We start from the raw sequence: 18758 nt of genomic DNA, 5'->3' as shown, positions 1-18758 counted from the left end.
GGAAGGAGCGCAAAATGGCCGAACGCAGCGATGCCAGACCCGACGGCCGCACCGCATCCTCGGCGCAGCGGGCCTACCGGATGCTGCGCGACCGGTTGCTGCGCTTCGGCTTCACGCCCAACCAGAAGATCAACGAGGTGGTGCTTGCCGGGGAGTTGAGCATCAGCCGCACGCCCCTGCGCGAGGCGCTGAACCGGCTCGTGGCCGAGGGGCTGCTGGAGGACCGCGGGCGCGGCTTTTCCGTGCCGGACCTCGAGACCGCCAAGATCCGCGACCTCTTCGAGGCGCGCACCGAGATCGAATGCTCGCTGGTGCGGCTGGCCTGCGACCGCGCCACCGAGGACGGGCTCGACGCGCTGGACGCGTTCCTGCGCGAGAGCATGGCGGAATCGCCCGATGCCTCGGTCGACCGGCTGATCGAGCTGGACATCGGCTTTCACGACGGGCTGGCGCGGCTGGCCGGGAACGAGGTGCTGCGCAGGACCATGGCGAACCTCAACGACCGCATCCACCTGGTGCGCTGGATCGCCATGGACGGCCGGCGCGAGACGACGCAGCGCCAGCATCTCGAGATCCTCGAGGCGGTGCGGCGGCGCGACAGGGAGGCGGCGACCGAGGCGATGCGCGAGCATATCCTGCACCGCAACGAGGACATCGTCGCCGCGATCAAGGCCGCCTACGGCCACGTTCACACCCTGTCCTCGGCCTGACCACAGACACGCGAGGAGATTGCCCGTGGAACGCCATGTCATCATCGGTTCGGGATCGGGCATCGGCGCCGCGCTGGCGCGGCAGCTGGCCGGGCCCGGCGTCTCGCTGCTGCTGCACACCGGCTCGAACGCAGAGCGGCTCGCCGGCGTGGCCGAGGCCTGCCGGGTCGAGGGCGCCGAGGTCGAGACCTGCCTCGGGCGGACCGAGGACGCGGGCCTCTTCGCGGCGGTCGAGGACTGGGCCGGACAGCAGGCGGGGCCGCTCACGGGGCTGACCTTCGCCGCGGGCTACGCCAAGCTGGGCAAGATCGACGACACCCCGCACGAGCCGCTGGCCACGGCGCTGGCGGCCATGCCGGTGGCCTTTCACCGGCTCTGCGCGATGCTCTCGCCGCGGCTCGAGGACCGGCGCGGGCGCATCGTCTGCGTCAGCGCCTTCGGGGCGCACAGGGCCAAGACCCACAGCTACCTGCCCACGGCCCCCGCCAAGGCGGCGCTCGAGGCGCAGGTGCGCGTGATCGCGGCCAACCTCGCGCCGCGCGGGATCACGGTGAACGCGGTGGTGCCGGGTTTCATCGAGAAGGAGCCGGGCACGCCCTCGTCGCTGACCCCGGCGCAGTGGGAGCAGGTCACCGCCGGCATCCCCATGGCGCGCGTCGGCCAGCGCGACGAGGTCGCCGCGCTGGCGCGTTTCCTGCTCTCGGCGCCCGCGGGCTACGTCACCGGGCAGAGCATCCACGCCAACGGCGGCCTCACGCTCTGAGCGCTCAGGCCGAGGCGGGGGTGCCCGCCACGGCCCGCCGGTCGCGCGGCTCGCGCAGCATGAGCATCGCGGGCGTGACCACCAGCGTCAGCACGGTGGCCACCACGAGCCCCCCGGCGATGGCGCTGGACAGCTCGGTCCAGTACTGCGTCGAGGGGGCGCCGTAGAGGATCTCGCGGCGGAAGAAGTCGATGTTGAGCCCGATCACCATGGGCATCAGCCCCAGCGCCGTCGTCACCGAGGTCAGCACCACCGGCCGCAGGCGCTGCGCGCCGGTGCGCAGCGCCGCCTCGAGCGGCGAGGCCCCCTCGCGGCGCAGGTCGTTGTAGGTGTCGATCAGCACGATGTTGTTGTTCACCACGATCCCCGCGAGGGCGATCACCCCCACGCCGCCCATGACGATGCCGAAGGGCCGCCCGGTGACCACCAGCCCCAGCAGCACGCCCGCCACCGAGAAGACGATGGCGCTCATGACCACCGTGGCCTGGAAGAAGCTGTTGAACTGCAGCACCAGCGTCGTGAACATCAGCACGATGGCCGCGCCGAAGGCGGTGGCGAGGAAGGTCATGGATTCCTGCTGGTCCTCGGCCTCGCCGCCGAATTCCCAGGTGACATCCTCGGGCAGGTCGGCCTCTTCCAGCGCCCCGCGCAGCGCGGCGATCTGGTCGTTGACCAGCACCCCGGGCGCGACGTTGGCCTCGATCGTGGTGGTGCGGCGCTCGTCGATGCGGCGGATCACGCCGACCCGCTCGACCGGCTCGAAGGAGACGAAGTTCGAGATCGGCACCAGCCCCGAGGTGGTGGGCACGCGCAGGTTGCCCAGCTCGGCCAGCGAGCGTTCGTCGCTGGGGAAGCGCACCCGCACGTCAAGCTCGCCGTCGGCATCCGCCGGGCGGTAGTCGGTCACGGTGATGCCCTGCGTCAGAAGCTGGATCGCCTGCCCCAGAAGGCTCACGTCGGCGCCGAAGCGCGCGGCCTCGGCGCGGTCGACGTTGATCGCCACCTCGACGCCGGGCAGCGGGCGGGTGTCGACCACGTCGGTGAAGCCGCCCAGCCGGTCCATCGCCGAGAGCGTGGCCTCGACCGCCGCGCGGCGGTCGGTCTCGGAGTTGTCGAAGAGCCGCAGGACGACCGGCTTGCCGCTGTTCGGCCCGCCGCTTTCGGTCTCGACCTGCACGTCGATGCCGGCGATGTCCGAGACGTCCTCGCGGATCTCGGCGCCGATCTCGGCCGCCTTGCGGCGCTTGTCCCAGTCCAGCAGGTCGAGCTGCAGCGTGCCGATGACGTCCTCGTCACCCTGCCCCGCGCTCATGGTCGAACGGGCGTAGACGCTGTCGACGCCCTCGGTGCCGAGGATGCGCTCCTCGACACGGCGGACGATGTCGTCGCGCTCGTAGATCGAGAGGTTGTCGCGGGCGCGGATCTGCACCTGCATGAACTCGGGCTCGACCGAGGGGAAGAACGAGATGCCGCGCCCGAACTGGCCGTAGAGGGCGAAGGCCCCCGTGAGCAGCGCGAGCGCCAGCACCACGGTCGCCCAGGGCCGCAGGATCGCGCGTTCCAGCAGGCGGACATAGGCGCCGGTGATGCCGCCGACCTCGCGCGGGTCGCCGTGTTCGGCGGCATGCAGCGCCGCCTTGGCCCGGGCCGACTGCGGCTGGCCGCGCCCGATGATGCCGCCCGCCACGGGAATGAAGATCAGCGCCATGAAGAGCGAGGCCGTCAGGGTGAGGATCACCGTGATCGGCAGGTACTTCATGAACTCGCCGATGATGCCCGTCCAGAACAGCAGCGGGAAGAAGACGCTGAGCGTGGTGAAAGTCGAGGCGATGATCGGCCAGGCCATGCGTTTCGCCGCATGGGCGTAGGCCACCTTGGGCGGATCGCCCTCGTGCAGGCGGCGGTCGGCAAGCTCGACCGTGACGATGGCGCCGTCGACCAGCATGCCGACGACGAGGATCAGCGCGAAGAGCACCACGATGTTCATGGTGAACCCCATCGCCCAGATCGCCGTGACCCCGGCGAGGAAGGCGCCGGGGATCGCGAGGCCCACCAGCACGGCCGAGCGCAGGCCCAGCGCGAAGACGATCACGATCATCACCAGGATGATCGCCGCGATGACGTTCGACTCGAGGTCCGAGAGCAGCGTCTCGACCTGCTCGGACTGGTCCTGCAGGTAGGTCACCCGCAGGCTGTCGGGCCAGTCGGCGCGCAGCTCCTCGATGGTCGCGCGGGTTGCTGCCACCGTCTCGATGATGTTGGCGCCCGAGCGCTTGGTGACCTCGAGCGCCAGCGCCGGCTGGCCGTCGATGCGGGCAAAGCCGGTGGGGTCCTCGAAGGTGCGCCGCACCGAAGCCACGTCGCCGAAGGTCACGACGGTATCGCCGTCGACCTTGACCGGCATCTGCATCACGTCCTCGACGTCCTGGATCAGACCCGGCACCTTGAGCACGATGCGCCCGCCGCCGGTCTCGATCGCGCCGGCGGCGATGAGCTGGTTGTTGCGCTGCAGCTGGTTGATGAGCGTCTCGAAGCTGAGGTTGTAGGTCTGGAAGACCGTCGGGTCGATCAGCACCTCGAGGAATTCCTCGCGCTCGCCGCCGATCTCGACCTCGAGCACGCCGGGCAGCGCCTCGAGCTCGTCCTGCGTGGTCTCGGCGAGATTGTTGAGGGTGCGCTCGGGCAAGGGCCCCGACAGGACGGCGGTGATGATCGGGAAGAGCGCGGTGTTGATCTCGGTGACGGTCAGGTCGCGGGCGTCGGCGGGCAGATCGCTCTGCACCCGGTCGGCGGCCTCGCGCACCTTGTCGAGCGCCTCGTCGATGTCGTCGCCCGCGGTGAACTCGAGCTGCACGCTGGCAAAGCCCTCGGCCGCCTCGGCGTTCATCTGGTCGAGCCCCTCGATGGCGCCGAACTCGGCCTCCATCGGCTCGATCAGCAGGCGCTCGGCGTCGGTGGGGCTGATGCCGTCGATGCCGGTCGAGACGTAGACCAGAGGCAGCGGGACCTCGGGGTTGGCCTCCTTGGGGATCGCGATGTAGGCCGCGACGCCGACGGCCAGGATCATGGCCAGCAGCATGGTGACGACGCGGCTGCGCGAGAAGGCGGCGTCGATGATCGCGTTCACGGCTGCGCCTCCGTCTCGGTGTCCTCCGGCAGGGTTGCCTGCGCGGCGCCCGACTCCGGCGCCTCGGCGGCCTCGCCGGTGTCCTCGTCCTCGGCGGGCCGGGCGCGGACGGTCTCGCCCTCGCGGACGAAGCCCTGCCCGACCGTGATGATCTGCGCGTTTTCCGGCAGCCCGGTGGCCCAGACGCCCGAGACCTCGGCCTTGACGATCTCGACCGGGTGGAAGCGGACGCGATCCCCTTCGACGGTCTTGATGCCGATCTCGCCCTCGGGGTTCAGCGACACGACCGAGGGGCGCACGAAATGCGCCTCGGCCTGCCCCGTGGGGATGGTGATCTCGGCCGAGACGCCGGCGGGAATGTCGCCCTCGGGATTGGCGACCTCGATCTCGGTCAGGAAGGTGCGCGTCTCGGAGGCGGCGGCGGTGCCGACGAAGGTGACCGTGCCCTCGCGGGTCTGCCCGGTGATGAAGCGCACCTGCGCGGCCTGCCCGGTCCGGATGCGGTTCAGCGCCTGTTGCGGCACCTGGATGGCGACGGTCAGCGGGTCGTTGTCGACGATCCGCGCGACCTCGTCGCCGGAGGCCACGTATTCGCCCTCGTTGATCGGAAGCCGCTCGATGCGGCCGGCGAAGGGCGCCACGACGGTCAGGTCCTCGAGCGCCTGCTCGGCCGAGGCGACCTGCGCCTCTGCGGCGGCCAGCGTCGCGCGGGCCTGGGCCACGCGGTCGACCGTGGCGACGCCGCGCTCGAGAAGCTGGCTCGCGTTGTCGAACTCGCGCTGCGCGCGGGCCTCTTCCTCGCGGGCCTGCTCCAGCGTCGCCTGGGCCTGCTGCGAGGAGAGCTCGGCGATGACCGCGCCCTGCTCCACCGGCTCGCCCTTGCGCGCTGGCAGGCGAACGACGGTGCCCGAGGCCTCGGCGCGCACCTCGGTGTCGCGCTCGGGCAGCGCCTGGCCCTCGGCGCCGAAGGTCAGCGTGACCGCCTCGGCGGTGGAGGCGCGCACGCGCACCGCCGGCGGCTGAACCTCGACGCCCTGCGAGGCCTCGGCCGTCTCCTCCTCGCTGGGGAAGACGAAGCCGCTGCCCATCCACAGCACGATGGCGAGCAGCAGGGCGCTCGCGATCCAGATCGAGCGCGAGGCGCCCCGGTCGCTCTCGAAGCGCAGGCCGCCCTGCCCTGTCTGGGCGTCCTGCCCGTCAGATGATGTCATGTTGCCGTGCTCCGCCTGGGGCTGTCGTCGCCCTTTGCCGCCCGTCTGGTGTTCGTCGTCGCGCCCCGATCCCGTGCCGGGGCCGTCGCCGCGATGATGGAGGCAGGTAGCCTGACCGTGCAAGAGCGCAAGGCGGGTCGGTGACGTGACGTGGCGCGTCAGTCCAGGCGGGCCGACTGGTACTTGACCCGGCGGATGGGGATCGAGGATTCCAGCGAGGCGACCCCGTCAAAGCGCGTCAGCCGCCCGGTGAGGAAACGCTCGAACTCGTCGAGGTCGCGCACGGCCACGCGCAGCAGGTAGTCGAAGCTGCCGGTCATCAGCCAGCAGTCCACGATCTCGGGGCAGCGCGAGACGTTGCGCTCGAAGGTCCCGAGCCGATCGTCCACCTGCCGGTCGAGCCGCACCGAGACGAAGACGCTGAAGCCGAAACCGAGCCGCGTTTCGTCGATGCGGGCGCTGTAGCCGGTGATGTAGCCCTCGGCCTCGAGCCGGCGGATGCGCCGCGCGCAGGGCGACGGCGAAAGGCCCACGCGCGCGCTGAGATCCTGGTGGCTGAGGCGCCCGTCGCGCTGCAGTTCGTGCAGGATGCGGGTGTCGATGTCGTCGAGATCGTTGGCCATGGGCAGTGGATTCCAGCGCATTTTCCGGGTCCGGCGCCGGAATCCGGCACGCCCCTGCGGAAATATCGTCGAAGACGGTGAGTTTCCACCCGCGCGACGCGCTAGGATCTGCGGAAAGGAGACCGCCCATGCCCGCACAGACCGATCACCTCAGGACCGTCGAACAGCGCCTGCTCTGGCTGTCGCACTGGATGATCCACAACGCCAACCACATCCGGCCCAAGGTGGACGGGATCAAGGTGGGCGGCCACCAGGCCAGCTCGGCCTCGATGGTGTCGATCATGACGGCGCTCTACTTCTCGGCGCTGCGGCCCGAGGACCGGGTGGCGGTCAAGCCCCATGCCTCGCCGGTCTTCCACGCGATGCAGTATCTCATGGGCCAGCAGGACCGCGCCACGCTCGAGGCCTTCCGCGGCTACGGCGGCGCGCAGTCCTATCCCAGCCGCACCAAGGACGTCGACGACGTGGATTTCTCGACCGGCTCGGTGGGCCTCGGCGTGGCGATCACCTCCTTCGCGGCGATGGTGCAGGACTACATCGCCGCCAAGCCCTGGGGCGCGGACATCACCCGCGGGCGCATGGTGGCGCTGGTGGGCGATGCCGAGATGGACGAGGGCAACGTCTACGAGGCCCTGCAGGAGGGCTGGAAGAACGACCTGCGGAACTGCTGGTGGATCGTCGACTACAACCGCCAGTCGCTCGACGGCATCGTCCGCGAGGGGCTGTTCGGGCGCATCGAGAAGATCTTCGACGCCTTCGGCTGGGACGTGGTCAAGATCAAGCACGGCGCCCTGCAGCGCGCGGCCTTCGAGGAGCCGGGCGGCGACAAGCTGCGCGAGTGGATCGACGCCTGCCCGAACGCGGAATACTCGGCCCTGACCTACATGGGCGGCGCGGTCTGGCGGAAGCGGCTGATGGACGACCTCGGCGACCAGGGCGACGTGACCGCGCTGATCGACCGACGCAGCGACCGCGAGCTGGCCGCGCTGATGGAAAACCTCGGCGGCAACTGCGTGGCGACCATGGCCGAGACCTTCGATGCCATCGACCACGACCGCCCGACCTGTTTCCTCGCCTATACCATCAAGGGCTGGGGCACCCCCATCGCCGGGCACAAGGACAACCACGGCGGGCTGATGACCACGGCGCAGATGGCCGAGTGGCAGGCGCACATGGGCGTGCCCGAGGGCGACGAGTGGGAGCCGCTGGCCACCGTCGAGACGCCCGACGCGCTGCAGGCGTTCCTGTCGCAGGTGCCGTTCTTCTCGAAGGGCGCGCGGCGCTACACCGACGACCGCGTGCCCGTGCCGGAGATCGGCTACCGCGCCGAGCGCGAGGTCTCGACCCAGATGGCCTTCGGCAAGATCCTCGACGAGCTGGCGCGCGGCGACAGCCCGCTCTCGGAGCGCATCCTGACCACCTCGCCCGACGTGACAGGGACCACCAACCTCGGCCCCTGGGTGAACCGGCGCAAGCTCTTCGCCCGCTCGGCCCAGGCCGACGCCTTCATCGAGCACCGCATCCCCTCGACCGCGAAGTGGGAGTTCACGCCCGAGGGCCAGCACATCGAGCTGGGCATCGCCGAGATGAACCTCTTCCTGCTGCTGGGCGCCGCGGGGCTGGCGCACAGCCTCTGGGGCAAGCGGCTCATTCCCATCGGCACGCTCTACGATCCCTTCGTCGCGCGTGGCCTCGATGCGCTGAACTACGCCTGCTACCAGGACGCGCGCTTCATCGCCGTGGGCACGCCCTCGGGCGTGACGCTGGCCCCGGAAGGCGGCGCGCACCAGTCGGTCGGCACGCCGCTGATCGGGCTCGCGCAGGACGGGCTCGCCGCCTTCGAGCCGGCCTTCGCCGACGAGCTTGCGGTCATCATGGAATGGGCCTTCGACTACCTGCAGCGCGACGGAGAGGGCGACCCGGACGAACGCACCTGGCTGCGCGACGAGACGGGCGGCTCGGTCTACCTGCGGCTGACCACCAACCCGATCGAGCAGCCCGGCAAGCGCCACGACGAGGCCTTCCGGCAGGGCTCGGTCGACGGCGCCTATTGGCTGCGCCCGCCGGGCCCCAACTGCGAGGTGGTGATCGCCTACCAGGGCGCGGTGGCCCCCGAGGCGATCAAGGCCGCCGGCCGGCTGACCGAGGCGCGCCGCGACGTGGGCGTGCTGGCGGTGACCTCGGCCGACCGCCTGAACGCCGGCTGGACCGCGGCGCAGCGCGCGCGGGCGCGGGGCAATACGGCGGCCGTCTCGCATGTCGAGCGGCTGATGTCGGACCTGCCGCCGCACTGCCGGATCGTCACGGTGATCGACGGGCACCCGGCGACGCTGTCCTGGCTGGGCTCGGTCGAGGGACACCGCACGGTGCCGCTGGGAGTCGAGCACTTCGGCCAGACCGGCACCATCGGCGAGCTCTACCGGCACTACGGCATCGACGCCGAGGGCATCATCGAGAAGGTCAACGGCCTCACCGCCGGGCGCCGCGCCTGACCTGAACGGCCGGCGCCGTCGCGACGGCGGGGCCGGCTCTGGGCACGACCGGGTCGGGACAGGCCTGATGGCGGTCCGTCTGCGCCGGAACTGCAGGGGTTGCGGGTCTGCCGGAGCGCGGAACGTTCGAAGAAACTGGTGCCCCCAGAGAGCGGGGGGCTTGGTTTGGTTCCCGTTGCAGGCACCCTTTCGGGTCTTCCCTTCAGCAAAACAAGGGGTATGAGCATCGACCACCCGGCGTCAACAGGCACCGGATGGTCTACGGAATGGTCTACGGTTTAGGTGGCTTGCTGACGACGTATGGCATGAGTGCGGCTGAAGGCTTCGGGTGCTTTGTGTGCCGCCAGGTCCAGAGCCTCGCACCAGGATGCAGGAAGGTGCAGGCCACGGCCTATCAGAGCGTTTTTCACCAAACGAGCTTGCTTGACCAGCCGTAGTGGTTCGCCAATCCGTTCCGCGATCTCCCAGTCCGTGGCTGTGGAGGTGTTGATGGAACGCCAGATGAAGGGGGCGAGAGTGTCCCGGTAGCGGGTGTGGCCCTCAAGCGCTCGCTCGAGCCATGGCTGGCCTTCGAGGACAGCTTCGTGTGGTGAACGGTAGGCCGCACATCTGATGAAGCGCTCCTGTTGCTCGCTGAGGTTGGCCTTCAGGGTCGCTATCTCTCCGAGAGCGTAGGCGATGCGGCCAGGCGACGTTACAGCGTGGACCAAGCCATCGTTCACATCTTCCGGCTGTTCGGCTTCTGCCCGGGCAAGACTCACGGAGAGCGAGGGCGTAACAACGATGTCCCAGGTGCTGATGATCGATGGACGTGGTTCACCGAGAAGGTCCGTCAGGGTGTTGGTGTCGGGCATGATTGTCCTTGGTCTCAGTTGAACGCACACGAAATCGGCGGCTACCGGTGGAGGGTCCGCAGACCGGCGTTCGGTGGGGGCTGGAAGTTGAACCTCAACTGGAGGTCTCGTGCGCAACTCGAGCCTTAGCGTTGGTTGCGGCAATGGTGGCACCGAATGCCCTCGCAGGAGATGGAGGGCGCCAGGGGTGATGGGGGGAAAGCCGAGCGCACGCCTTAGTAATAAGCCGCTCAGATATCTGACCCCCAAAAGGTCCGGAGGCTCTCAGACGGTGTAGGAGGCCTCGGGGTCAGGAGCGAAGGCGGAGGCCGGTGCAGTCCGGGCGATGCCCTTGGCAGACCTGTGCCCCCTTTTGCTCTGCCGTGGGAGCGTGACCTCGTCATAGCCGCGCTGGGCCAGCTCTTGCTTGAAGCGTGGGTCCCTGGCGACGCGCTTGTTGAAGTCCTTCCGGGGCATCCCGATCTTCTCCGCCACCTCTGCGAAGACGATCCCGTCGCCGAAGCCCTCGTGGTCCCACTGATCGATCACTTCCAGCGCCTTCTGAATGGACCCTGGCAGCTTTGTCGCTCCGGCAGAACGCCACGGCTTGGACCAGAGGTTGATCCTCAGGTTACTGTAGTCCTTCACGGCGGACGGCAGTCGCTCCAGGTTGCCTCGCTCCTGTTCCATCAGGGTGTAAGTCTCGCGACAGCGTCCTGACGCGTCGAGGACAACCATCGGAGCGAGGTCTCGAGGCAGCGTGTCTCGGTATAGGCCGTGATGGCCCTATCGCCGCAAGAGTCGATGACGTAGCCGCAGGATCGCTCGGCGGCACGGTGGAAGGTCACAGGACGGTTTTTGCCCTTCAGCCGAAGGTAGATAGCGACGGCTTCACTAAGGCTCACAGCGTCTTCGGCTGGCCGAACGCTTCCCGAGTTGGACGCGACTGCCTGACCAGGTGCAGAGCGGAGTAGGTGCTTCCCCGGAAGTTCTACCTCTTGAATGCGCAGGTGATACCAATGCTCGTCCAACTTCTGCGCAGCTCGTGTTGCCCTGGACGCTGCAACGGCAACGGATTTGGTGCGAAGCGAAAACATGACTCGCGGTGTCGTGTAATGGTGTCTCAGGTCGCTCGGAACGCGTCTTGAGAAGTAGTAGATGCCCTGCTTCACGAATGTGTAAGCGGCGGTCTTGGTCTCCAGCATGGTCTACGCCTCGGCTCAGCTCGTGTTGAAGCTGAGGGAAAACAGCGGCTTACCTTTGGAAACTGGTGCCCCCAGAGAGACTCGAACTCCCGACCTACTGATTACAAATCAGTTGCTCTACCAGCTGAGCTATAGGGGCACCGTTGCAAGGGGCATATGCCAGAGCGGCACCTCGGCGCAAGCCCGTTCTAGCGGTTCGCCCGCGCAAGCATCCCGACCGCCAGCAGGCCGACGCAGATCACCAGCACCGCCGCCGGGGCCGCGCCGCCGAGGTTCTCGAGCGAGGCCTGGTCGTGGACGCGGGTGGCCAGCGTCTCGTAGTTGAAGGGCCGCAGCAGCAGCGTCGCGGGCAGTTCCTTGACGCAGTCCACGAAGACCAGCAGCAGCGCCGAGGCCACCGAGGCGCGCATGAGCGGGTAGTAGACCTCGGTCAGGGTGCGGCGTTGGCTGCGGCCCAGCGAGCGCGCCGCGAGCGCGAGGTTGGGCGAGACCCGTCCCATCGCCGCATCCGCCGCGCCCTGGGCGATGGCGAAGAAGCGCACGAAGTAGGCCAGCACCAGCGCGAAGGCCGAGCCGGTCATGACGAGCCCGATGTCATGGCCCGTCGCGGCCTCGACAGCATCGGCGAGCGCGTGGTCGAGGCGTGCCAGCGGGATCAGGATGCCCACGCCGAGCACCGCGCCCGGCGCGGCGTAGCCGATGGTCGTGGCCGGCAGCAGCAGGCGCGGCAGCGCGCGGCCCGAGAGCCGCACGCCGTAGACCAGGAAGACGCCGCCCAGCACGGTCAGCACCGCCGCGACGCCGCCCACCGTCACGGTGTGCCAGACCGCGCGCCAGAGCGCGGGGTCGGCCCAGGTCTCGGCATTGTCGAGCGCATGCGACAGGATCACCCCCGCCGGCAGCAGGAAGCCCATGGCGAAGGGCACGGCGCAGGCGGCGGTCGCGCTCCAGGCGGCGGCGCCCGAAAGTGGCGCGCGCGGCACCGGGCGATGGCGCGAGGAAAGGTTGAAGAAGCGCATCCGCCGGCGCGAGCCCTTTTCCAGCAGCACCAGCAGGATCACCAGCGCCAGCACGGTCGAAGCGATCTGCGCCGCGCCGCCGGCGTTGTTGCTCTGCAGCCAGACCGAGAAGATGCCGGTCGTCAGCGTCTGCACGGCGAAGTAGTCGACGGTGCCGAAATCGTTGACGCTTTCCATCATCGCGATGGCCATGCCGGCGGCGATGGCCGGCCGTGCCAGCGGCAGGCCCACGCGCCAGAAGCGGCCCAGCGCGCCCGCGCCCAGCGACTGGGCCACCTCTTCGGAGGAAGCCGACTGCTCGCGGAAGGCGTTGCGCGCCAGAAGGTAGACGTAGGGGTAAAGCGCCGCCGAGAGCACGACGATGGCCGCGCCCATGGAGCGGATCTCGGGGAACCAGTAGTCGCGCGCTGTCTGCCAGCCGAAGAGCTGGCGCAGCGCGCCCTGCACGGGACCGGCGTATTCCAGCAGGTCCACCAGCGCGTAGGCCCCGACGTAGGCCGGGATCGCGAGCGGCAGCAGCAGCGCCCATTCCAGCCAGGCGCGCCCCGGGAACTGGTAGCGCGACACCAGCCAGGCCGCGCCCGAGCCAGCCGCCCCCGACAGCACGCCCACGCCCGCCATCAGCACCAGCGTGTTGCGCAGGTAGCGCGGCAGGGTCGTCGAGAGCAGGTGCGGCCAGATGTTGTCGGTCGGAAAGAGCGCGATCCAGATCACCGCGCAGATCGGCGCCAACACCACCAGCGCGATCGCCGCCGCCCCCAGAGACCAGGGGCTCGGCCAGGCGACCCGGAGGCCGCCGCTGTGGTCGGCGAGGCTCATCCGCGGGCCTTTCGGCGCAAGGCGGTTTCCTTCCCCCCCGAGGCGCGTATAGTCCCGCACCGGGCAGGAAAGGCAGGCTGGCGATGAAGGTCGTTCTTCACATCGGGGTCCATTGCACGGACGAGGACAGGCTGCTCAAGGGTCTGCTGCGCAACGCCGAGGCGCTGCGCGGGGACGGCGTGGCGATCCCCGGACCCAGCCGATACCGCAGGCTGCTGAGCGAGGCAATGCACTCGCTCGAAGACGGCGCACCGGCCGCCGACGCACGCGAGGTCCTGCTGGACGCGATCCTCGACGACGACCCCGAGAACGTCTCGCGGCTGGTGCTGAGCCACGAGACCCTGCTCTCGGTGCCCAAGCAGGCGCTGAGCGGCGGCAAGCTCTACCGCCGGACCGAGCGGCGGCTGCGCGGCGTGCAGCAGCTCTTCGGGGGCGACGACCTGGAGATCTTCGTGGGCCTGCGCGACTTCGCGACATGGCTGCCCGCGACTTTCCGCGCGACGCCGGTGCCCAGCTTCGAGGAGTTCCTCGGCGGGGCCGACCCGATGCACCTGCGCTGGTCCGACCTGATCGGACGCATCCGGGCCGAGTTGCCGGACGTGCCGGTCACCACCTGGTGCAACGAGGACACGCCGCTGATCTGGGGCCGGATCATCCGGGCCATGGCCGGGGTCGAGGAGAGCCGCAAGATCACCGGCGCCTTCGACCTGCTGGCCGAGATCATCAGCCCGGAGGGCATGACGCGCTTTCGCGGTTTCCTGAAGGAAAACCCCGAGATCACCGAGCCGCAGAAGCGGCGCGTGATGGCGGCCTTCCTCGACAAGTACGCGCTGGACGAGGCCGTCGAGGAAGAGCTCGACCTGCCCGGCTGGGATTCGGCCTATGTCGACATGCTGACCGAGCTCTACGACGAGGACGTCTGGGAGATCGGCCGGATGCCGGGCGTGAGCCTGCTCACGCCCTGAGCGCCGGGGCCTCAGCCCATGCCGAGGGCCGACTTGTACATCTCGAGCACCGCCTCTTCCTCGGCGATGTCGTCGGGTTCGCGCTTGCGCAGGGCGATGACCTTGCGCATGACCTTGGTGTCGTAGCCGCGGCCCTTTGCCTCGGCCATGACTTCCTTCTGCTGGTCGGCGATTTCCTTCTTCTCGGCCTCGAGCCGCTCGAAGCGCTCTATGAACTGCTTCAGCTCGCCGGCTGCGACGCCGTATCCGCCATCGTCCTGCATATCTGCCTCCTGCCCGTATCTGCTGCGATCGGTCGCGACTGACTAGCGCCGGGCGCGGCGCCGGGCAAGGGGTTGCCGGACGCGGGGCGATGGATTACGCCACGCTGCGGATTGAAGGGAGATTGGCGCACCATGGAGTGGCTCATCTGGTTGGGGGCGGCCATCTCGGTCGCGGGCCTCGCGGGGCTCGTCTGGTGCATCGCGCGGGTCTGGCGCGCGCGCCGCTCGGGGCTCGAGGACGAGGCGCTGCGCGCGGTCGTCCAGCGCGTCATGCCCGTGAACATGGCCGCGCTGATGTTCTCGGTCATCGGGCTGATGATGGTGATCCTCGGGATCTTCCTGGGCTGAGCCCTGCCCGCCTCTCGCGTCTCCAGGTCCTCGAAGCGAAGCCCGTTCCTGCCTGCCCCGGGCGCGCACCGAAACAGTGCGCACCCGGTTCGTATCGCCCGCGTCGCGCGCGATGTCACCCGTTGGACGGGAAGGCGGGACTTCGGCGGGACCGGAGGTCAGATCGGCATGTTGTCGAAATTCTCCTCGACCCGGTCCTCGCATTCGGCGTCGAGACGTGCCTGGGCCGAAGACGACGCCTTGCCGCCCTGCGCCTCGAGTTCCGCGACCACGCGCTCCAGTTCCCGCATCAGGCTCTCGCGGTGTGCGCCACTGGTGGCCTCGATGGCGACTTCGATTTCCTCGATCCGGCGGTTCAGAATGTCGGTCATTTCCTCATCTCCTCTCGTTTCAGGCGGTCCGGCCGCCCGCGCATCTGGCGCAGAGCGCCGCCTCGGGCAGCACGTCGAGCCGCGCCTCGGCAATCGGCTCTCCGCAGTTCACGCAATACCCGTACTCACCCTCGTCAATGCGTTTCAGGGCCGCCCTGATCCGGGCGATCTCGCCCCGGCTTCTCACGCCGAGCCCCTCGAGGACCTCGTCGCCCTCGCGCTCGGTCGCGTTGTCCTCCCAGTCCTTCGAATGCGGCTGCTCGAGGGACTGCTCGATCTCGTCGAGCCGTCCGCCAAGCTCCTCCAGCCGCGCAAGCAAGGCCCTTCTTCTCGCCTCGTGTGACATGACTCCTCCGTATTTCCGGCCCGACCATGCCGCGCCGCGAGGCCCTCGGCCTTGACGCATGTCAATCGAAACGAATCCTTGAACATACATTCATTATTTCATATATGACTCTCGAAACGGAGGATCCGCTCATGATGTCACCTGAAGTCACCGCCTTCTTCGACGAGGCTACCAACACCATCTCCTACGTCGTCAAGGACCCCTCGGGCAGCGCCTGCGCGGTCGTCGACAGCGTGCTGGACTTCGACTACTCGTCCGGCCGCACCGACACGCGATCGGCCGACGCGATCATCGCCTTCGTCAAGGACCATGATCTCAAGGTCGAGTGGCTGCTGGAAAGCCACGTCCACGCCGACCACCTCTCGGCCGCGCCCTATATCCAGCAGGAGCTGGGCGGCAAGATCGGCATCGGCGACCGCATCACCGTGGTGCAGGACACCTTCGGCAAGGTCTTCAACGAGGGCACCGAGTTCCAGCGCGACGGCTCGCAGTTCGACGCGCTGTTCAAGGAGAGCGACAGCTTTCACATCGGCCAGCTGCGCGGCGACGTGCTGCACACGCCGGGCCACACGCCGGCCTGCCTGACCTACGTCATCGGCGACGCCGCATTCGTGGGCGACACGCTGTTCATGCCCGACTTCGGCACGGCGCGTTGCGACTTCCCCGGCGGGTCGTCGGAAACCCTCTACAACTCGATCCAGAAGATTCTCGCCCTGCCCGACGAGACGCGGATCTTCGTGGGCCACGACTACAAGGCGCCGGGCCGCGACGACTACGCCTGGGAGACGACGGTGGGCGAGCAGAAGGCGCTCAACGTCCACGTGGGCGAAGGCAAGTCGGCCGAGGAATTCGTGCGCATGCGCGACGAACGCGATGCGACGCTGGCCATGCCAAAGCTCATCATCCCGTCGCTGCAGGTCAACATGCGCGCCGGCCGGATGCCGCCCGCGGACGACCAGGGCGACGTCTTTCTCAAGGTGCCGGTGAACAAGCTCTGAGCCACCGGGGCCCCGGCCCCGCAGCGGACAACCGAACAAGACCGCGCCCCCGCCGCGAACCGGGGGCGCACCGCGCTTCGGCGCGGCAAGACAGCTATTGAACAAGGGAAACGCGCGACATGGAAATGGATTGGATCTGGGGGCTGGTCGGCGGCCTGCTGATCGGCAGCGGCGGCGCCGCCTACCTGCTGGTCAACGGGCGGATCATGGGCGCCTCGGGCATCATCGGCGGGCTGATCGACGGCTCGGCCGGCAACACGAAATGGGAACGGCTCGCCTTCCTGGTGGGCGTCGCGCTGCTGCCCGTGGTGCTGACGCCGATCTACCGCGAGGTGAACACGCATATCACCGACAACATCGCGGTGCTGGTGGCCGCCGGCCTGCTGGTGGGCCTGGGCACGCGGATCGCAAACGGCTGCACATCTGGACACGGGGTCTGCGGCATGTCGCGCCTCTCGCTGCGGGGCTTCGCCGCCACGGCGGTCTACATCGTCACGGGCGGCGTGGGCGTCGTCCTCTTCCGCCACCTGCTGGGGGTCATCTGACATGGCACGACTGATCTTCGCCTTCGTCGCCGGGGGCCTCTTCGGCGCCGGCCTCTTCGTCTCGGGCATGACCGACACCACCAAGGTGCAGGGCTGGCTCGACGTCTTCGGCAACTGGGACCCCACGCTGGCCTTCGTCATGGGCGGCGCGATGATCCCGATGGCGCTGGCCTGGCTGGTGGCGCAGCGGCGGCGCAGCTCCGTGCTGGGAACGCCGATGCCGCCGAAACCCTCGACCGAGATCGACCGCAAGCTCGTGCTGGGCTCGGTGATGTTCGGCATGGGCTGGGGGCTGGCGGGCCTCTGCCCTGGCCCCTCCATCGCCGCGATCAGCTATGGCGGAGCCGGGTTGTTCATTTTTCTGGCAGCCATGCTGACGGGGATGGCGATCGCGCCGTTTCTGCGCGCGCGGCTCGACAAGCCGGTGCCGGCGGAATAAATCTGCCGGCATGGACCTGAAACAGATCGCACCGGGCTACTACGTCGCGCCTCAGATCGAGGCCGGGGACCTGCCCGCCATCGCCGATGCGGGGATCACCCGCATCATCTGCAACCGGCCGGATGCCGAGAACCCGCCCGAGCTTCAGGCCGCCGCCATCGAGGCAGCGGCGCGGGGCGCGGGGCTGGACTTTGCCGCCGTGCCCATGACCAACGAGTCGCTGACGCTCGACGACGTGGCACGCCACGCCGAGCTGATCGAGCAGGCCAATGGCCCCGTTCTGGCCTACTGCCGGTCGGGCACCCGCAGCACGATCATCTGGGCCATGGGCCAGGCCGGCAAGATGCCCACCGACGAGATCGTCGCGGCGGGCGCGCGCGGCGGCTACGACCTGAGCGGGCTGCGCCCGACGCTGGACAAGCTGGCCGAACAGGCGGGCTGAGCCCGGCGGTTCATTCCTGCTCGGGGTCGAGCGGCGCGGCAGCGAAGTCGAAATCGCCGAGGTCGTCTCCGGCCTCGGCGTCGAAGCCGAAATCCCCCGTATCGAACTCCATCGGCGGCAGGTCCGGAAGGTCTGCCGCCATGGCCTCCTCCGCCACATCCTCCTGATTGTCGAACGGGAACGGCGCCTCCTCTGCCGTCGCCTCCGGCACGGCGGAGAGGTATCCGGCGCCGCTCGGCTCCTCCTCCGGCCGCGCACCGGATTGCCCCGCCTCGCCGTCACCCGCCCCTTCAGGCCAGGTCAGGCGCACGGCGCGCATCCCGTTCAACTGGCCGAGACGGCCGCCCGCCACCGCCTCTCCGCTTGCGGCATGGAGCAGGACGCCTTGCAACGCCTCGGGCGGGAGGGGCAGCAGGTCGCCGGGGCGCAGCGCCTCGGCCTCGCGCAGCGAGAGGGTCAGCCGGCAGAGCACCGCGTCCATGCGCACCGGCAGCAGCTTCATCCGGGCCTCGTGCGGGCCGGGCTCGCCGGGGCTGTCCACCTCTGCCCCGCGCGCCCCGTTTTCGGGGCGTTCGGGCAGGATGAACATCAGCTCGCCCCGCCGCCGGCCCAGCGCGAGGTCGACCGACACCCTGAACGCGCGGTAGCCGGCGGCATCCAGCAGGAGGCCGGCGGCGCGCGCGTCCTCGATCATGGCGCCGAAGCGATACCCCTCGATCTGGGGGCAGAGCGGATGCTCCTGCAGGTAGCGCGCCAATCGCTCCATCGTGCCGTCGATCATCGGTGTCATCATGGCCGCGTCGGTCTGGGTGAGCGCGCGATCCTCGATGGGCATCTGCGTGACCTGCAGGATGGTCTGCACCTCGATCAGGCCGGTCATGACCTCGCGGTCGACGGCGGCGAGCCCGATGGCGCCCTCGGGCCCGTCGAGCAGCAAGAGCAGGGAATCATGGGGTAAAAGGTCGATCACCCCGTCCTGATCGAGGATCTCCTGGCTGACGCCGTGGGTGACCAGCGCAAGATCCCACAGCACGTCGGCGGTGCGCGACAGGGCCCGGCGGAGGGCCTTGGCCGGGGACATCGCGCGCGCCTCGAGCGCCCGCCGGGCGGCGGTCGCCTTCTGGCCCAGGACATCCTGTATCGCCGCGTCTCCCATCCGATCTCTTGCCTGTTGCGAGGGGGGCTTCCCCCGGGCTTATGGCCGGATTTGGTTACCAACGGCTTTAGATCAGGGCAGTT

The 18758-nt window shown here is 69.1% G+C and carries 20 protein-coding genes and 1 tRNA gene; 9 read left to right on the top strand and 12 right to left on the bottom strand.

The features are described from left to right. Positions 1-14 precede the first annotated feature (14 nt). Entirely contained in the window at positions 15-710 is a 696-nt protein-coding gene (locus SALMUC_RS03130) for a GntR family transcriptional regulator (RefSeq protein WP_020039569.1), read from the top strand. A 25-nt stretch (positions 711-735) separates the two neighbouring features. After that, positions 736-1473: an SDR family NAD(P)-dependent oxidoreductase gene (locus SALMUC_RS03125; protein WP_020039568.1), complete on the top strand. Its 738-nt coding sequence runs from the start codon at positions 736-738 to the stop codon at positions 1471-1473. A 4-nt stretch (positions 1474-1477) separates the two neighbouring features. On the opposite strand, the gene SALMUC_RS03120 is transcribed toward SALMUC_RS03125, so the two are convergent. The 3 genes from SALMUC_RS03120 to SALMUC_RS03110 all read right to left on the bottom strand — a co-directional run bounded on the left by SALMUC_RS03120 (position 1478) and on the right by SALMUC_RS03110 (position 6434). Then, positions 1478-4600, bottom strand: a complete 3123-nt coding sequence (locus SALMUC_RS03120) for an efflux RND transporter permease subunit (RefSeq protein WP_020039567.1) — start codon at positions 4598-4600, stop codon at positions 1478-1480. Beyond that, on the bottom strand, positions 4597-5811 hold the full coding sequence (locus tag SALMUC_RS03115) for an efflux RND transporter periplasmic adaptor subunit (RefSeq protein ID WP_020039566.1): 1215 nt from the start codon (positions 5809-5811) through the stop codon (positions 4597-4599). Before SALMUC_RS03115 ends, SALMUC_RS03120 begins: the two co-directional genes overlap by 4 nt. Before the next feature lie 158 nt (positions 5812-5969). Then, entirely contained in the window at positions 5970-6434 is a 465-nt protein-coding gene (locus SALMUC_RS03110; protein WP_020039565.1) for an Lrp/AsnC family transcriptional regulator, read from the bottom strand. Between the two features lie 128 nt (positions 6435-6562). On the opposite strand from SALMUC_RS03110, the gene SALMUC_RS03105 reads away from it, so the two are divergent. Further along, positions 6563-8926, top strand: a complete 2364-nt coding sequence (locus SALMUC_RS03105; RefSeq protein ID WP_020039564.1) for a 1-deoxy-D-xylulose-5-phosphate synthase N-terminal domain-containing protein — start codon at positions 6563-6565, stop codon at positions 8924-8926. Positions 8927-9204: 278 nt separating this feature from the next. Here the strand turns inward: SALMUC_RS03105 and SALMUC_RS03100 are convergent, their stop codons facing one another. The 5 genes from SALMUC_RS03100 to SALMUC_RS03085 all read right to left on the bottom strand — a co-directional run bounded on the left by SALMUC_RS03100 (position 9205) and on the right by SALMUC_RS03085 (position 12802). Beyond that, a complete protein-coding gene (locus SALMUC_RS03100) occupies positions 9205-9780 on the bottom strand; it encodes a hypothetical protein (RefSeq protein WP_020039563.1) in 576 nt (191 codons plus the stop codon). 264 nt (positions 9781-10044) lie between these two features. Continuing rightward, on the bottom strand, positions 10045-10449 hold the full coding sequence (locus tag SALMUC_RS03095) for a hypothetical protein (RefSeq protein WP_020039562.1): 405 nt from the start codon (positions 10447-10449) through the stop codon (positions 10045-10047). Then, entirely contained in the window at positions 10449-10964 is a 516-nt protein-coding gene (locus tag SALMUC_RS31640) for a DUF6538 domain-containing protein (protein WP_342663007.1), read from the bottom strand. The genes SALMUC_RS03095 and SALMUC_RS31640 overlap by 1 nt, the downstream gene beginning before the upstream one ends. A gap of 63 nt (positions 10965-11027) precedes the next feature. Further along, positions 11028-11103 (bottom strand) — tRNA-Thr (locus SALMUC_RS03090). Positions 11104-11152: 49 nt separating this feature from the next. Next, positions 11153-12802, bottom strand: coding sequence for an ABC transporter permease (locus tag SALMUC_RS03085; protein ID WP_020039561.1), 1650 nt, complete (start codon positions 12800-12802; stop codon positions 11153-11155). Positions 12803-12885: 83 nt separating this feature from the next. Here SALMUC_RS03085 and SALMUC_RS03080 point away from each other — a divergent pair, with 83 nt between their 5' ends. Next, positions 12886-13767 carry a hypothetical protein gene (locus tag SALMUC_RS03080; RefSeq protein ID WP_020039560.1) on the top strand — a complete coding sequence of 294 codons (882 nt, stop codon included), beginning with the start codon at positions 12886-12888 and terminating at the stop codon, positions 13765-13767. 11 nt (positions 13768-13778) lie between these two features. Here the strand turns inward: SALMUC_RS03080 and SALMUC_RS03075 are convergent, their stop codons facing one another. After that, the gene (locus tag SALMUC_RS03075; protein ID WP_020039559.1) at positions 13779-14030 is read right to left on the bottom strand and encodes a DUF2312 domain-containing protein; all 252 of its coding nucleotides are present in this window, start codon (positions 14028-14030) and stop codon (positions 13779-13781) included. Positions 14031-14162: 132 nt separating this feature from the next. Here SALMUC_RS03075 and SALMUC_RS03070 point away from each other — a divergent pair, with 132 nt between their 5' ends. After that, positions 14163-14378 carry a hypothetical protein gene (locus tag SALMUC_RS03070; protein ID WP_020039558.1) on the top strand — a complete coding sequence of 72 codons (216 nt, stop codon included), beginning with the start codon at positions 14163-14165 and terminating at the stop codon, positions 14376-14378. 158 nt (positions 14379-14536) lie between these two features. On the opposite strand, the gene SALMUC_RS03065 is transcribed toward SALMUC_RS03070, so the two are convergent. Then, positions 14537-14749: a hypothetical protein gene (locus SALMUC_RS03065; protein ID WP_020039557.1), complete on the bottom strand. Its 213-nt coding sequence runs from the start codon at positions 14747-14749 to the stop codon at positions 14537-14539. 19 nt (positions 14750-14768) lie between these two features. After that, the gene (locus SALMUC_RS03060) at positions 14769-15095 is read right to left on the bottom strand and encodes a TraR/DksA family transcriptional regulator (protein ID WP_037370989.1); all 327 of its coding nucleotides are present in this window, start codon (positions 15093-15095) and stop codon (positions 14769-14771) included. Positions 15096-15229: 134 nt separating this feature from the next. On the opposite strand from SALMUC_RS03060, the gene SALMUC_RS03055 reads away from it, so the two are divergent. The 4 genes from SALMUC_RS03055 to SALMUC_RS03040 all read left to right on the top strand — a co-directional run bounded on the left by SALMUC_RS03055 (position 15230) and on the right by SALMUC_RS03040 (position 17519). Continuing rightward, entirely contained in the window at positions 15230-16093 is an 864-nt protein-coding gene (locus SALMUC_RS03055) for an MBL fold metallo-hydrolase (RefSeq protein ID WP_084513905.1), read from the top strand. Positions 16094-16212: 119 nt separating this feature from the next. Next, entirely contained in the window at positions 16213-16638 is a 426-nt protein-coding gene (locus SALMUC_RS03050) for a YeeE/YedE family protein (RefSeq protein WP_020039554.1), read from the top strand. 1 nt (position 16639) lies between these two features. Further along, on the top strand, positions 16640-17077 hold the full coding sequence (locus tag SALMUC_RS03045; protein ID WP_020039553.1) for a DUF6691 family protein: 438 nt from the start codon (positions 16640-16642) through the stop codon (positions 17075-17077). Between the two features lie 10 nt (positions 17078-17087). Beyond that, positions 17088-17519 (top strand): protein tyrosine phosphatase family protein, encoded by a 432-nt coding sequence (locus SALMUC_RS03040; RefSeq protein ID WP_020039552.1) that lies wholly within the window; start codon positions 17088-17090, stop codon positions 17517-17519. Positions 17520-17529: 10 nt separating this feature from the next. On the opposite strand, the gene SALMUC_RS03035 is transcribed toward SALMUC_RS03040, so the two are convergent. Continuing rightward, positions 17530-18675 (bottom strand): FliM/FliN family flagellar motor switch protein, encoded by a 1146-nt coding sequence (locus SALMUC_RS03035; RefSeq protein ID WP_020039551.1) that lies wholly within the window; start codon positions 18673-18675, stop codon positions 17530-17532. Positions 18676-18758: the final 83 nt, after the last annotated feature.

Source organism: Salipiger mucosus DSM 16094 (assembly GCF_000442255.1).
GTDB classification, from domain to species: domain Bacteria; phylum Pseudomonadota; class Alphaproteobacteria; order Rhodobacterales; family Rhodobacteraceae; genus Salipiger; species Salipiger mucosus.
The sequence above is the reverse complement of the archived record's forward strand: the minus strand, read 5'-3'. Positions and strand labels throughout refer to the sequence as shown.